Origin of the sequence: Prevotella sp. ICM33, assembly GCF_000517825.1 — a bacterium.
Classification (GTDB): domain Bacteria; phylum Bacteroidota; class Bacteroidia; order Bacteroidales; family Bacteroidaceae; genus Prevotella; species Prevotella melaninogenica.
Window position 1 is genome coordinate 121,739 of sequence record NZ_JACD01000001.1, and the last position, 15,432, is coordinate 137,170.

Here is a 15,432-nt window from a genome sequence, read left to right on the forward strand (position 1 = left end):
AAAGTTTTATATGTATTTTTTTATATCCTTCTTCCTCTCTTTTTTCTGTTGGCTTGATTTCTGAGTCTGCGCTGCCACGCAGCTTCGGCATAGTCATTGCCCTGTGCGGATGGTGTAATCAAATCGCCCAATCCTTCCATCAGTTCGTCGGCTGCGCCAACAATGGTGTCTGCCACTGCACCAATGGAATCTTGCACTCGTGGGGTGTCATTGTCTCGTGAAATTGAGGAACGGCTTGGAGGTACAAGTTGGTAACCTGTATCAAGTTGTTCTTTCTTTTCTATTGGCTCTTGTATCGTTTGGTGTGGTTTCTTCTGCTTTTCCTTGTTGGCTGCTTCAAAGTTCTTCTGCAGGGAACGATAACCGAACTCCCTGCCGATTTCGGAAGCCTTGAATGATAGTCCTCCGTATGAGAACTTCAAGCCATATACCTTATCTTGCTTGTTCTTCATACACTCTATGGTAATGCCGTTTTTGTTCAATTCATAAAGGAACATGGAATGCCCCGTGACACCTGTTCCTTTGTACTTGTCAAGCTGAGCATAACAGATTTGTTGCACCTCTTTCTTTGTTTGCTCTCTCGTTGGGTTAGATTTTTCCTTTTGGTGTTTCCTTTCTGCCTTGACCTCTTTTGCAATGGTCAAGCCTTTCTCCCTGCTGATTTCCTCTGCCACCCTTGCAGCCCTGTTGCTCACAAAAGTGGTATCATAGACTTCTCCAAACAGGCTGATGCGGTTGGCAATAATGTGAATATGTCTGTTGTCGGTGTCCTTGTGCGTTACCGCCACCCATTGGTGGTTGTCAAGTCCCATTCGCTTGGCAAACAAATGGGCTATTCCCATAAGCTCTGACACAGGTAGCTTTCTTTCGTCTTGTGGTGCGATACCGATTTCGATGCGGAGAAACTTGTTCCTGCAACGGCTGTTGTAGTCACTGACCACTTTCATTTCCTCATAGATTGTCTTTGGCTCCCTGCTGCAAAGATTGTGGAAAGCAAGCCGATAGCCGAGTTTGCCCTCTCTGAAAATATAGTCCAGAGCCGTACTACCGTGCGCTATTGCCTTACATTTTCCTATCATCTCTTCTCATATTTAAGACCTTATATACCTCATCGTCCACACGAAAATGGGGGTCGTAAAATCGCTTAAATGCCTCTTTGGCACATAGCGAAAGGTTCTGTGTAATATGTACCCATCTCTCATCTTTTACTTTGATGAGGTTAGAAATCTGCCCGTAGAACCTTCCTGTATGCTGAAGTATGGCAATGGCTTCCCTTTCATTTTCGGTCATCTTGGGGACGGCTGCCACCTCTCGATTTAGGAGTATCTCACGGCAGTAATCAGAGAACTTACGCCCCGCACTTTCCGCCTTTGATTTGATACGCTGCTTTTCTTCTGAGGTGCATCTTACCTTGATGAACTCTGTCTTGTTCATCTTCTGCTCTTCCTTATTCTGTTGCTGCCATCGGGCAATCTTTTTATTATATCTGTTCATATAAGCTTCTTTGAAAGTTAATCATTATAGATGATTCATTGTCTCTTAATTCTTGAATGCTGACCGATGAGAACGTAGTGATTACGGTCTAATCTCCTCGACAGTCTGACGAGGGGAGCAAGAGCAGTTTGTGGGAACAAACTGACGTCTTGCAATGCTACCGAACAAACCATTTACGCTTAAAACGTTTTATAGCTTAAAAATGAATGCCATGCATTCTATGACTAACTGCATTCGTGGCATTCTCATAGAGAACTAAGCCGAAGAAGAAAAGGTAGACCCTTTTCCAGAAAACCGTCTACCTTTTCTTACGGATTACAGTCTTCTCCATTTCTCTATGTCCTCACCATATTCCTCCAGATGCTGACGCACGATGTTCTCAACGAAGCTTGAAAGGTTGCTACCCCTGTCGCCTAACCTACGCACAATAAAGTCGGCACGCTCCTGTGTCTCCCTACTCAGATAGACAGCCTTACGGTTGTTTAACTTGGTCGGCACAAGATAGGCTTGCTTGTAGGCTTCGAGTGTTTTCTTTCTCATCTTGGCACTGATACGTCTTTGAACAGTTGCACTCTCAGCATTCCGTGCAGGCTCGGAGTGCATGGTATTCTCTGTATCCTGCTTGTTTGTTGGGCTTTCTCTTTCAGGAACTGCAGTCGCTTCTTGTGAAGTAGATTCGTTCTCTGTTTCATCTTCCACACCCAAGAACCATGAAAGGTCTTTGTCGCTCATCATAGTTTCCTTTTCCATTTCTATTTCATTTTAAGTTTGACTTGTTTTGATTTCTTGTTTTGTCCTGTAATTGATATGTGTGTCTGTTTCTGCGCTTTCCGTTTCTGCTGCTCACGGACACGGCTGACATGATATTCGTTGAGATCCTTGAAGTCTTTGTAATGTATGTTCATGTCCTCAACATGGAAGCCTGCCTTTATGAAATCTTGAACAGCCATCCGTCCTGCTTCGTCATTGTCAAGGAAGGCACGGATATGGGTGAGGTGTCGGTCATTCAAATAACGGATAGTCCTTGCCACGTTGCTCACGGAGTTCATCACAAGGCAGTGGTTGGTAATCTCTTCTTTCATTGAAAGGAAGGATAGGAAGTCCATGAAGCCTTCAAAGATACATACTGGCTCCGCTCTATCCGTGAATATCGGAGTAATGTCCTTCGGGGCTATCGTTCCCTTGAACGTCTTGTCGTCCCGAAGCTCATAGCCGCCAGAGAGATTGGAAAAGCCAATGGCTTGATAGCGCCTGCCCCTTACCTCATAGCTGATACATTTGAGGAAAGGCATAGCCTTTTCCAAGTTGATGCAACGCACCTTTGTAAGGTACTCCTGAAAATGTGGTGGCAGAGTGTCTGATATTTCTATCAGTCTCCTTGCTCCATTTACAGCCATCACAGGCTGGGTGTTGTTTGGTGCGAAGTCATTTAGAAAACTATATGTGTCATTAACGGGAGCGTTCTGTCCCAAACGACGGATGGCTTCCGATAGCGTGCAGCCTTCCAAGCGCATACAGAGGTCGATGATGCTTCCGCCCCGTCCTTCGGCATAGTCTATCCAGAGGTTCTTCTGTGTGTCCACCTTTAAACTCGGATGCATTTCCTCTCTGAGTGGTGAGCGGTACAGCGCATAGGAAGGTGTCCTACGTACAGGCTTGATACCTTTCCTTTCAAGATACTCCACGATGGAGTATCGCTTGATGAGTGATAAATCTTCTTCTTTCATTGCTTGAATAATTTAAGTGATTGAGTTATAATCGATTGTCTGAATTATATTTGATTGCATTTGAATGAATTTCCCTTTTTCTAACTTTTTCCCCTCCAAACTTTTTCATCTTTCTTCTTACTACATACTATTTTGTGATAAGTGATTGATAATCAGTGTTACTTTTTAGTATAAGACAATACTACACATTCTACTACATTTGGCTACTACAAGTTTTAAGGAGCGGGCATGGCAAGATTTTCCTAATCTTGTAGACATAGATGGGGCTACCACCGTTTCTTCGTTTGCTCACCTTTATGTATCCTGCTTTCTTCAAGGCTTCGCCCATCCGCTTGGCAACAAGTGGCTGGTGGGTATAAATACCCAAATAAGTGAGTATCTCCGTAGTGGTCATTAACGAATAACTTTCATCCTCCGTTGGCTTTTCAAAACAACGCAACAAAAGCTCCATCTCTGCAGTTTGTACTTGAAAGTCCTCACTCTCTCTGTATAGTTCGGCAATCTCATCATCATCAAACCAATAGCGAAAACCTGACTTTAACAGGACTTTGGCTTCCGCATAGACATTATCCATAGAAACAGCCTTTGCTCTCTCAATATCTATGGAAAGCACTTCAAAGGGCAGAAACCATCTGCTGCCTGTGGGGTCGGTAAGGAAATCGTTACCATTTACCGATGCAACGAAACTCGCCAAATGTGGGTGTTCCTCCACATACTTATCGTAGGGCATACGGTACTTGACCATCGGACAGGTGATGAGATTCTTCAGTTCGTTCTCGTCACGCTTGTTGAGGGCTTTAAGTTGGTCGTCGATGTTTACGATGAGGTTCTGCCCGATATAGGTAAGCGTGTCCTTCTCCTGCGGATATATCTTGCCCGTGTAGCTGTAACCATGCAGGGCAGGTGGGCAGAGCAAGTCAAGGAACGTGGTCTTGAACTTGCCCTGCTCGCCCGTCAACACAAGGCAGGTGTGGTTACGGCACTCACGGTCGTCCATTGCATTGGCGACCACTGCCACGAGCCACTTGGTGAGATATTGTAACCACTTGTCAGAGTTGCGCACGACTACGCAACTTGCCAAGTGGGGAATGGCTTTCAGTGAAAAGGGAGAACTGCTGCTTACATCCACCAATGGTAACCTTTTGAAATACTCCTGTATGGGATTGACACGTGGAGAGAAGCTGCTCTCAATAATTGAATAGAGGTTGTCGGAAGATGTGATAATCCCCACATCGTTGTCAAGTTCCCTGCGGAGCGTGTTGATTTCATAGCGCCCCACTTTTGAGAAGTGAGCATCGTTCTTGCCCCTGTATTCGGTTCTACCCAACACCGTGTTGTATCTGAACTCATAATAGGAGGAGAGATAGGTTTCTATCTCACCATTTTTGGAGGAAGTCTTCCTTTGCTTGGGCGTATTATTTTCGCCCACAGAATTGCCTTTATCTGCATTCTTCTTCATTATATGCTTGGTTTTGTTTCCAAGAACGAAGTTATTAAGAGAACGGATAAGTTCCAAGCATTCGGAGAGTGCTTGCATAATGTTGCGTCTGTCTGCTATAAAGTTCACATGTATATTTTGTCGTGGCAGGGCAAGAAAATGGGATTTTTGTAGAAAACAGAGTTGGGAATGATAGCTACAGCCAAAGACAGAAATGTGTGTATTGCCTATGTTTGCTGTATTTTGCGCCGATTGGGATTATCCTTCATATAGGATAAACGGTGAAAGAAGAAATCAAAGAATAATGCGAAAAAGGCAACCGATAAGATATGTTGTCTTTTCCCTCAAGTTCCCTATATTTCCCTGCTGTTCCCTGCTGCTTTGAGGTATGGAAAACACATCCTACTTTTGCAAGCAGAAACGTGCGGTAAGACGCAAAACAATAAGAAATTACAAACAAAACAATAATAGAACTATGGGGTATTTTATCATTACAGACTCTACATGGGCAAAGCTAAGGAACGAGATACTCAGTCTTGCCGAGACCTGCCACAAGGCATTCGGGGAACAGAGCAGGCACACCGATTGGCTGCACAATGGTGATGTGTGTAAGTTGCTTAACATCAGTAAGCGCACCTTGCAGCATTATCGGGATACGGGTGTGCTGCCCTTTGCCCAAGTAGGACATAAGTGCTATTACAAGCGTGAGGACGTGGAGAGGTTGCTCCAAACCAAAATAAAGAAATCGAAAGCGGAGAAAAATAAATTCAACAAATAAACATGAAGAATATGGAACAGGTAAGAGACTTGAATATGGAGGCTGACGATATGCAGGTGGTACTGTCCGCTATCAGCGGAGTAAGCAAGAGAATTAAGGAAGTGGCACAGACACACAAGCCACTCTTTGGCGATGAGCATTTCCTAACGGGCAAGGAGGTGTGCGAGAGGCTGTATATCAGCCCACGCACCTTACAGGACTATCGGGACAGGAGGATTATTCCCTATACGCAGTTTGCAGGGAAGATACTTTATAAGGAGTCGGATTTGGAAAGCCTGCTGGAAGAACATTATAGAAACAATATAGTATAGTATTACTATTGTAGATAGAAATAGAGGGTATAAAATGCTTTCTGCATCTATCTTATTTATATATATCATTATTCTTCCAATAGCTTTCAACAAAATCAAGATATGGATGCGTAGATTTATTCAGTGACTTTAAGTCTTTATTTAATATTTCCATTAGATCCGTTAAAACAGGGGTTTCTTTATAATTACTATTAGTAATGATTTGTTTCCAAATTTCATGATTTTGCCAATGTGGGAAATTAAGTTGTTGTCTTAATAACTCATTCCAATCACACATATTATTTTCATAGGATGCAACTCTTGCTATCCAGTCCATAAAATATGGGGATTCCTTAATATAATCTTTAAAGCTGTCTATCCAATAATAAGTGTCTAATACAGCCACGTGGCTGATAGTATAAAGATTATTTCTGGAGAAAGTATGTTCTTTATCATACTTTTTCAATTCTAATATGTAATTATCAACAATCTGCCTTGACCATCTTTCTATATTGTCATCACCAAGTAACGAATATTCTTTATTGATACTGATTTTTTTGAGAACCAGCGAAATAAAATTTACTTCATATTTACGAGTTTTAATATATTTATCAAAGTCATTTCTGTCTTCTTCATATCTTTTTCCTGTTTCTTCCTGACTTAAAATAGCTGAAGGGTAAGATTTAAGCTGATTAAAATATATATGCGCCAAAAGCCTGTGAATATCATAGACTTCTATAAAAGATTCTATTATTAGAGCTCTTTGCTGAGGTTTATCAGCACTGACAACTTCAGGTTTTAATTCGCATAGCAAGGCAACAAAAGTGGAAAGTTTTTTAAGGATTTCTATTTTAGAATCATCAAATGTATGATACCATTTATTTATATTATGTATAAAAGAACTTTCTTGACCATGCAGTATGATGTCTTTAATCTCTATTTTATGTAATTCTTCATGTGCGGAAGAGAATATAGTACGGACTTTGGCTCCTGATATTTGAGTTTGTTTCTTTGTAAAAGCAAAATATCTGAAATAAGAATCCACATAACGTATTGAATAACCGTTGATGTCTTTTCTTTGCTGATCAAACAAAAAACATACCACATACTGATGTACTATTTGTTTTTTAGCTGATACATCTGCAACAACATCATTTGTGTCTGATATTACAGTATGAGGTTCTTTTTCATTAGTTTTTTCATCTATTTTTGACAATAAAGGGTGATCAAATACAGATTTGTATGATGACGATATACTTAACGATTTTGTCGAGTCATCGTATGATAAAAGCAAACCATCATCATCTCTAAGTATCTTATATAACTCTACCTCCAAATATTGTATAAGTGATATGGCAAATAGATCTGCAACGTTAATTTCATTCATTATCTCATTTCTTTCTATACAATCCATAGCAAATGTAAAGATATTGAGGAATCTCACAATATCTCTTGGAGTTTCAAAAGCATCTATTATATTATCAATTTCAAGGATACTGTTTATTATAAGGTCTTTAGAACCTGTACAACTATATTCCCTTAAAACGCTGTCTAATTTTTCTCGGAACAACTGTTTTAATACAGCATCGTTTGCAGGGAAAAGACATTCAAAATTGATAAACTTTTTCAGAAATCTCTCTGGGGCTTTTATACCCAAACGTTCCATTGACAGGCACAGATTCTTTTTATCAGCAGCAACTATATAGAAAAGGTTAGGGAAGTCAGCCGTGTCTCTTATAAGATTTAGCACCACCTTTACCTCATCATCGTGTAGTCTATCTACATCGTCAATGGAGATAAGGATAGGTCTATCTATCTGTTTGAGGAACTTCATTATTCTGTCATGCTCTTCTGATAAGGATCTTTTCTTATGTAATGATTTTAGCATGAAAGAATAATACGTGTTTGGAGCATTTTCTACAAGCAAGGATAGATAGGAAGAGAACATTCCTTTTGGCAGGACAAAATGTTTGTCAAGTTCCTGATGCAGAACTGAAAAAAATTCCGTAATAATTGTTTCTGGCTTTTCGCAAAGCCAAGGTCTGAATTCTACATAAATTATTTTATTCTTATATTCTTCCTCCCTAATGGCTTTTTTTGCTTGGAACAAGAAAGAAGTCTTCCCTATTCCAAAAGATTCACTAAGCAATATTGTGAAAGCATTGGGATTTTCTACAAAATATCTGTTATCGAATGTTGAAAGGATTTTATCCAATAGCGTTTTAAGAAAAATTTTCCTATCATAACTATCATCTGTGGTGGGAGCATCTATGAAAAAAGGATGTGGCGCTTTATGAAGGCTGGCAAGAACTTGAAAATCCTTTCTATAAAAATAATATAATACAAATTCTGTAATAAACAATCCTATAAATGAATAAGAGAAATAGCTAATTCCCAGATAGGAATAAAAGTCAAAGTTTCCCAACCGCTTAAAAAACGAGTAAATTGCAAACAAGAGAAATTCCCATAAATGTCTTTGGGAAAAAATCTTAGTTTCACTTCTCAGAGAATCAAATCTTATAAATGCAATAAATACCGGGCATAAGAAAAATATAAGAGCAACTATCATATTATTATCAGCCACAGTCTCTGTTATATTTACAATGCTTTCGGATATTAGCGTATTGATGATTTTCCAAAATACAATCAACACTGCAAGAATACAAATTATAAGTTTGTATTCAGATAATACTGCCATTTTTATATTTTTCTTTATCTCTTGGAACATTTATTATCCTCCTTATTAGAAAGTTGCCTCTCCCAATATTTATTTTCTTCGATCACTCAGCTACTAAGTCATCCCATCTCCAAACTTGGCAGAAAGGATAATCCTATTTGTTGTTTGAAGATGTTGAACTGAAAATCATTCTACCTTATCAGGAATATTAATGTTTTGTATTTCTATTTTTTGCAGAAGCCAACATCAATGAGGTTATATTAACCCCACCAAAAAAATCTTTTAATGGGGTGTTGTCAACTTTACAATTTGCCCAAAATATTTCTTCAGTAATCTCTAATGGTAACTTTTCGAGCCCTTCAATGAATTTATTCAATTTTGGAGTTGCTGTTTTTAAAGGATGATTCTGATTTTCTCCTCCTTTCTCAAAATCATAATACATAATCCCATTATAGTTCCAGTGTATATCTTTACATTTGGGCATTACATTAATAAGCCTATCTCCTTGCTCCAGTATAAAATCTTTGTCTATTGAAAAATCACATTTATAGGGTTTGGTAGGATGAGTAAAATTAAATATTTTTCCTTTTTCAATGCAGAGCATATTTTCTATCCTATCAATGTGCGATAGTTGTGTATGCAAATCAAAAGTCATCTCCAATTCTTTTTTATAAATAGGATTTGATAATCTTTGGAAATGTGCAGCAGGATTTAGGATCAGAAGCTTTGAATCATCAAATACTTTTTGTGTATTTTTATCAATGCTTTTTCCATTGTCTGAATAGTATTTAATCAGTTTTTGCCATAATGTTTCTAAAGACAAAAATCCACCACCCGCTGATGTTTTTAATTCATATGGGAGTAAATTGCCTATAGTTTCTTCCAAACTTTTTCTCAAGTATATTGCAGAGGTCTCATAATCTTGTATCTGATAAAACCTCTTTGCTTTAGAAATATAATCATCATCATCGTCTATTAGAACAGGCTCAGAATGCTGTATATAAATCCTTTTGTGAAGCCATTGATTATTACACTTCTTTTTTGAAATTTTGGTCCATATAAAGTTGTAAAAAGCTCTATCATGTGTAAAAAGATAGATTTTGTATTGGTTACATTCTGAAAGTAAATAATCTATCACTTTCATGCGATTACTCATATCAAGACTAATTAGCATATCATCAAGAGCTAGAAAACGACCATCTTGGGCAGTAATTGTATCTAATAATGAAAAGCGAATAGAGAGAACGATTGCTGTTAGTTTAGCCTCATTAAAATAACTTTGAGGTTTAGCAATTGGGGTAAAAAATCCATCTTCCTTGTCTTCATCTATGGACAAGGTTATTACAGGATTCAATATTTCCAATCTATTACTGATTTTTACTTTTTGCAATTTTCCTGCAATTTTTTCTTCTTCATACCTATACCCTAAACGAAGCCAATAAGAATTATTATTTTGAATAATTTCATCTTTATTATCTAAATAATTCAATATTATTCTAAGATTTGGGGCTCCAGAATCTCTAAAAAAGTCATTATATATTTTTGTTGCAGTTCGTGGTGCGTTCGTGTTTATGTAATCAATAATATATTTAACTTCATTATTAAATTTCTTAATCTTATTCTTATAATCATAGGCAATTAGTTTGCCTTTTCCTTTCCGCTGAATACCAATATTAATTTCATCATAGATTTGAGAAATATATCTGGATTTATCCATTGTTAGGGTAAACGGAAGAATATCCTTGATAAATACAGGAAACAAATCTATATATTGAGAATTTCTGAAACTGAAGAAGTTAAAAAGAAACTTGTGATTGATGAACACACATTTACCGTTTAAATCCTTGATAGGTGAAGTTGGTTGTTGAATAGACTCCTCGTAACCATTCTCAGAAATGTTATAAGTAATATCACTATTTTCAAATTTCACAGAAACTTTTGGAACCGGCGTTGCAGTCATGGTATTTACAATACACTCGTCTGAGTTTTTATTGAAATACTTTTTAATATCATGACATTGACTTTGCAACAGTGCATGTAAGGCATAATAGATAGAGGATTTGCCACTTCCATTCTCACCGTACATTAATAAGTTTTTCCCATCAAGATTCAGATTAAATTCTTTTGGAAAAGCCTTAAATCCATTAATTGTTATTTTAGAAATCGAAGCCATCTTTAGGATATTAAGTATTAATGTTGAATAATTATTTTCAGAATCTCCGGACTCCGTGAAACGAAAAGTGAAAGTCTTGTCCGCACGGGATTATCTGATTTATAAAGAGTATCAAATGCTTTGCTGATAGTTGTAATGATAGATTCTTCTGATAGGTCATTAAAAGGTTTAATATACTCAAATAGATACTCTATGATATTTATGTCTCGTTCCTGCATATGTTCTCCGAAGAAAAGTTCGTAAACACAACCGTCTATAATCTGTTGAAAAAACTCTCCTACGAATTCATTCCCAATAGCCTTATCTACTTGTGCAGAATCTACATTTTTTAAAAACGCCATATAATCATAGAGCGTTTCCAGTAATTCCTGTTCCTTATTCTCTGCTTTTGGTATGTATAGTTTCCTTACATTGATTGGCTTTACTTGTGCAAAGGTTCTCCCTTCTTCCTGAGTCAGTTTCTTATATATATAGTCCGTCACACAGGAATTAAGAACTGTAGCTATATACTTATAGGAAAATAACATTGTGTTTTTTTTAAAGATGAGAATGCTATCCAAAACGAAATATCCTTTTTCATCATAAACACATCTAATTTTATCAGAAGTCTGGCGCATGATGATTTTAGGCTCAACAAAAAGCCTTTCATAGCGATTTCTATTCAATGAATACCATGGTAAGACTCCAGATTTCACCTCACTGCGTAAAGCTAACTTTTCATGGTAATTATTTAGATATTCAAGTGTATGTGGATAACGTAAAATATCTGTCTCTCTCGTAGTATATATGAGTTGTTCCATAGAGCTACTTATTGTATATTCAGAAATTTCACTACCCACCAACAAAGGCTTAAGAATTGTTTGTTCTATATTAAAAGTAGAAATACAGTCTGGTGTAATTCTAAAAATCTTATCTCCACCCGTGGAAATACCACTTGCCATCTCTTCGGCTATTGCATCAATAGTAACTCCATGGGACCTGATACTATCTAAAATGTTTATATCGCTATTTGACATTCCTATAACCATTGCTGGAACGGATTTTTGCTTTTCAATACTGATATCTTCAATCTTTTCATCCCACTTAATGTTCTTTACATTAAATTGACGATAATCGGAATAAGCAATATTATAATTAACTGTTTTCTCTGTGTTTGCCACAAAAATACAAGTTGGAACATCGGCATTTTCAAATGTATTGTCTCCAAGATTAATGGCGCGCACTAACGTGTGTTCCTCGGCAAGTAACCTTCGAGTTTTCTCATTCTCTTTTTGAAATAAGATGTTGTTGGGGACAATATAAGACACAACTGCCCTTTCCTGCTTACACAAGTTAAAAGCAAGCGAAGTGAAATAGCAAAATGTTTCTGGCGTTCGCATGTGCACATCGGCATATTTATCCTTGAACATTTGTTTTTCGAATGTCGTAAGTTTTGCCCCGTAAGGAGGATTTCCTATAATCACGTCAAATCCAGTGAAGGTACCAATGTCGTCCAATAAAGCGGGGAACTCAAATCGCCACTCAAAAGCGTTTTCATAAATTTTACTATTCTCTATATCGGTTTGCTTCTTGAGAATGGTATTTAATTGTTTCTTTAATACTTTTACTTTTTGCTTTTCTGCTTTTGATAATTCAAACAACATTGGAGAGTCATAGTCTGCTAACTGTTTTTTAAATCTTTTTATCTTTAAGAGTTCTCTGTCTGTGAGTTTATATTTAAACGTCTGTTTAACCTTTTCTATTATTGCTTTGAATTCAGCCTTTCGCGTATGGTCGGAAGTATTTGTATATTTATAGACCATACTCTTGTATAATTCCAATGATAGTTGTTGATTTTCAGAAACATTCTGATTATATTCCACAAGCACATCATCAATCTGTATATCCATTGGATACCGATAGGTGAGTGAATTCCCACACATTATCTTATAATCAAGGTTAGGCAGTGGCTGCGGAATCGTTTCATCGACCACCAAAGCCAACCAGAAGCGGAGGCGGGCTATATCTACCGCACCCTGCTCTATATCCACTCCAAAGATGTTATTCTGTATAATGTCGCGTTTTACCTTTGCATGAGAGAAATCTTCCGGGGACTTCAGAAAACCGTAGAGCTGCATACGGGCATGATAGAGTACATTGAGTACGCCCATAGGAAAGGCACCGGAACCAATGGCAGGGTCGCACACCTTTACAGTTTTGAGCAGATTGTATACCTCATTGGCATTGGTCTTGTTTTGAAGTTTCACATCAACAACTCCCTGCTTAATCAGAGTTTCGACAGACGAGTATAATTGTTCAGCAACATGAGATTTCAGATACTGCACAATGGTTTCACGGCACATATACTGGACTATTTCCTTTGGCGTATAGAATGCTCCCTTGTCCTTGTTGTCTTCCAACAGGTTCTCGAAGATATGTCCCAACATCTCTGGGTCGATACCCACTTCTGCATCATCGGGATCGTTTTCGTCGATGGTGAAATTGTATTCTGAAAAGAACTCCATCAGTTCGTAAAAATAGGAGTAAGGAAAAGCAATATTCCTATTGTCCAAAGCATCCTTGTCGAAAAGACCACCATTTAGGTAAGGTATCTTGATATTGTCGCCAAGACGAGAATTGGCAATGTCATCGGGTCTGGTTTCATTAAGCGTATTGAAGAAAAGCAGTTCCAGCACATCGCTCAATAATCTGTCGTTGTCCTTATAATGCTCAACAAGTTTTTGCATATATGCTTTGTCACCACCTTCCCATGCTTTGCTACTTGCAGGTACGCCCATCCAGCCTTTTTTCTGCAAAAATTGCAGGAAGACGAGACGACCGAGTAGTTTTTTCACATAGTCGCGATTGTCCTTTGCATTTCCTGTAAGGAAATCACAGAACTTCTTATAGCGGTCTTTATACCCTTTGAAGAAGTCCTTGTTGAGTCGTTCTACGGAGAAAGCATCGGTAACATCCGATAACAGAACGTTCTCTTTCTTCACTAATTCATATAAACGGATGGCTGCGGTAGTACATGGTTCATTTCCGCCCAATAGGAATGTGTAGCGTTTAGGGGCTGTTTCTTTTGTTTGAAACTCTCCCGCCTCATTGAGTGCAGTAGTCTTTGAAACAAAGGTGAGGCGATAGTCAGTCTGTTTCCTTGAATAATAGAAAACCAATATTCCATGGATGATGTCTTGGTCAATATATCTTATGGCTATATTGCGTAGTCCTTTTCTATTGTGGGCAATGTCAATATTGTCGGCAACTTCTATGACAAAGAGTGCCAACGAACGGTTGTCATCAAGACGTATCGTTCCTATTTGTCCGCCGCTTTTTACAGACTTGTCTTCTATGGCGTTTGGGATAGAAAGATAGTCAATCTTATGAAACATTCTCCCAAGAATGGTTTTCCATGCTTCAAGATTGAAATTCTCTTTCAATTTATTTTTTAGTTCAGCTTTATCCATATATCTTCTTTATTTTTGTTCGCTTTGTTGAATGAAAGTATTAAGTAATAGCAATCCCTTTTCCGTAAGTTTGTACTTTTGTTGGGGGTGATTGGGCTTATCGGAGTATAGCATCTCTATCCAGCCTTGCTGCATAGCTGGGAGAATGAATTTCTTTTTAAAATACCAGTGCGACTTATACACCAGCTTGTACACTTGCTTATACACTTGCAGTATCTCATCAACAGACAGCATCTGCTTATTTATGCTGATTAGCAAAAACTTAAGTTGCATACTAACTTGTACACTCTCTTCCACTTCATTAGTTGTATTCTGTCGTTGATACTTCTTAGAGATTGGGAAAGTAATACGTATAAAGTTGTCTGTAAAGACGAAGCACTCTGCACCATAGGCTCTGAGTATGCGAGGAACTCCAGATCCCAAAGACTCTACTAACTCCAGGTCTCTATAGACACGCATTAATTCTTTATTGCGTGGAATGGAAATGCCATTAAAGAATTCTTCACGACTCAACGACTCTGGCAACCGTCCCGCTGACGTAATCTCAATGCGGTCTGGAAAGATTTCAAACTTGGGTGGCACCTCAAATGAATAGTCATTATGTACAATGGCATTGACAACTGCTTCACGCAAAGCTATCTTATCCCATAAAGGATACTCTGTGCGTTCTGCAGGTGTGATAGTTGCAAAGACTTTATTCTCTATATCTAATTTTGCTAAGATACTCTTTGTTGCCTTAATTAACGAACAGTATCCATATTCATTATTTTCTATTAGTTCGCATCTGTCAAGGCTTGAGTATTTAGCAAGTTTTATAGAGTTGTTATTCTCATCAGCTAACAAATATGCAACATAGTTAAGCTTATCATTCTCTGTCAACAGTTCCAAGCTACGTTTGAAGTTATCGTTAAGCCGTTTGCCCCGCTCATCATAATAAATACGAAGTTGTTCGAAAGATAAATCTTGTCTGTTAGAGATAATCTTTCCTATGGAGTTTCGTGTCCGCATCGCAAACAGTCTGTCAATTTGCTGTTGCTGCATAGGCTCAGCAGAAGTACCTATCCGAATGAATGTCCCTTTGGAAGTCATACCATACTTGGACTTGAAATAAGGTTTCTCAATGCCACTTGCAATCGTTATCTTTACAATTGGACAGCCGTTCCGTTCTTCTTCTGATATATCAAAAAGCCCCATAACTGAGGGTGAGATATTATTTTTGATACGATCCTTTAGCTGTAACATACAAGTATCTACATCATCTACTCCTACTGTATTTCCATCTTTATCTACACCTATATATACGTAGCCACCTTCCTTGTAGTTCAGAAAAGCTATCACTTCCTTCTCTATATCCAAATCAGGGGTAAGCCATAGCTTGTATTCTATACGATTTGTCTCATTCATAC

11 protein-coding genes are annotated in these 15,432 nt (G+C 38.0%); 2 read left to right on the forward strand and 9 right to left on the reverse strand.

The genetic code is table 11. The features are described from left to right. Window positions 1-20: 20 nt before the first annotated feature. The 5 genes from HMPREF1505_RS00540 to HMPREF1505_RS00560 form a co-directional block, all read right to left on the reverse strand. Window positions 21-1,079, reverse strand: coding sequence for a relaxase/mobilization nuclease domain-containing protein (locus HMPREF1505_RS00540; RefSeq protein ID WP_036920955.1), 1,059 nt, complete (start codon window positions 1,077-1,079; stop codon window positions 21-23). Continuing rightward, on the reverse strand, window positions 1,063-1,494 hold the full coding sequence (locus HMPREF1505_RS00545) for a hypothetical protein (RefSeq protein WP_036920958.1): 432 nt from the start codon (window positions 1,492-1,494) through the stop codon (window positions 1,063-1,065). Before HMPREF1505_RS00545 ends, HMPREF1505_RS00540 begins: the two co-directional genes overlap by 17 nt. Before the next feature lie 315 nt (window positions 1,495-1,809). After that, on the reverse strand, window positions 1,810-2,244 hold the full coding sequence (locus HMPREF1505_RS00550; RefSeq protein ID WP_036920961.1) for a DUF3408 domain-containing protein: 435 nt from the start codon (window positions 2,242-2,244) through the stop codon (window positions 1,810-1,812). A 2-nt stretch (window positions 2,245-2,246) separates the two neighbouring features. Then, window positions 2,247-3,221 carry a toprim domain-containing protein gene (locus HMPREF1505_RS00555; RefSeq protein WP_036920963.1) on the reverse strand — a complete coding sequence of 325 codons (975 nt, stop codon included), beginning with the start codon at window positions 3,219-3,221 and terminating at the stop codon, window positions 2,247-2,249. A 193-nt stretch (window positions 3,222-3,414) separates the two neighbouring features. Continuing rightward, entirely contained in the window at window positions 3,415-4,758 is a 1,344-nt protein-coding gene (locus HMPREF1505_RS00560) for a VapE domain-containing protein (protein WP_081722898.1), read from the reverse strand. 376 nt (window positions 4,759-5,134) lie between these two features. Between HMPREF1505_RS00560 and HMPREF1505_RS00565 the strand changes: the two genes are divergently transcribed. Further along, window positions 5,135-5,437: a helix-turn-helix domain-containing protein gene (locus HMPREF1505_RS00565; protein ID WP_036920966.1), complete on the forward strand. Its 303-nt coding sequence runs from the start codon at window positions 5,135-5,137 to the stop codon at window positions 5,435-5,437. A gap of 11 nt (window positions 5,438-5,448) precedes the next feature. Next, window positions 5,449-5,748 carry a helix-turn-helix domain-containing protein gene (locus tag HMPREF1505_RS00570; RefSeq protein ID WP_036921061.1) on the forward strand — a complete coding sequence of 100 codons (300 nt, stop codon included), beginning with the start codon at window positions 5,449-5,451 and terminating at the stop codon, window positions 5,746-5,748. Window positions 5,749-5,800: 52 nt separating this feature from the next. Here the strand turns inward: HMPREF1505_RS00570 and HMPREF1505_RS00575 are convergent, their stop codons facing one another. From HMPREF1505_RS00575 to HMPREF1505_RS00590, 4 genes are all read right to left on the reverse strand, one after another. Further along, window positions 5,801-8,455, reverse strand: coding sequence for a P-loop NTPase fold protein (locus HMPREF1505_RS00575; protein WP_036920968.1), 2,655 nt, complete (start codon window positions 8,453-8,455; stop codon window positions 5,801-5,803). A 157-nt stretch (window positions 8,456-8,612) separates the two neighbouring features. Next, window positions 8,613-10,577 (reverse strand): AAA family ATPase, encoded by a 1,965-nt coding sequence (locus HMPREF1505_RS00580; RefSeq protein WP_036920970.1) that lies wholly within the window; start codon window positions 10,575-10,577, stop codon window positions 8,613-8,615. A gap of 17 nt (window positions 10,578-10,594) precedes the next feature. Next, window positions 10,595-14,026 carry an N-6 DNA methylase gene (locus HMPREF1505_RS00585; RefSeq protein WP_036920972.1) on the reverse strand — a complete coding sequence of 1,144 codons (3,432 nt, stop codon included), beginning with the start codon at window positions 14,024-14,026 and terminating at the stop codon, window positions 10,595-10,597. 9 nt (window positions 14,027-14,035) lie between these two features. Then, entirely contained in the window at window positions 14,036-15,430 is a 1,395-nt protein-coding gene (locus HMPREF1505_RS00590; RefSeq protein ID WP_036920975.1) for an RNA-binding domain-containing protein, read from the reverse strand. Window positions 15,431-15,432 lie beyond the last annotated feature (2 nt).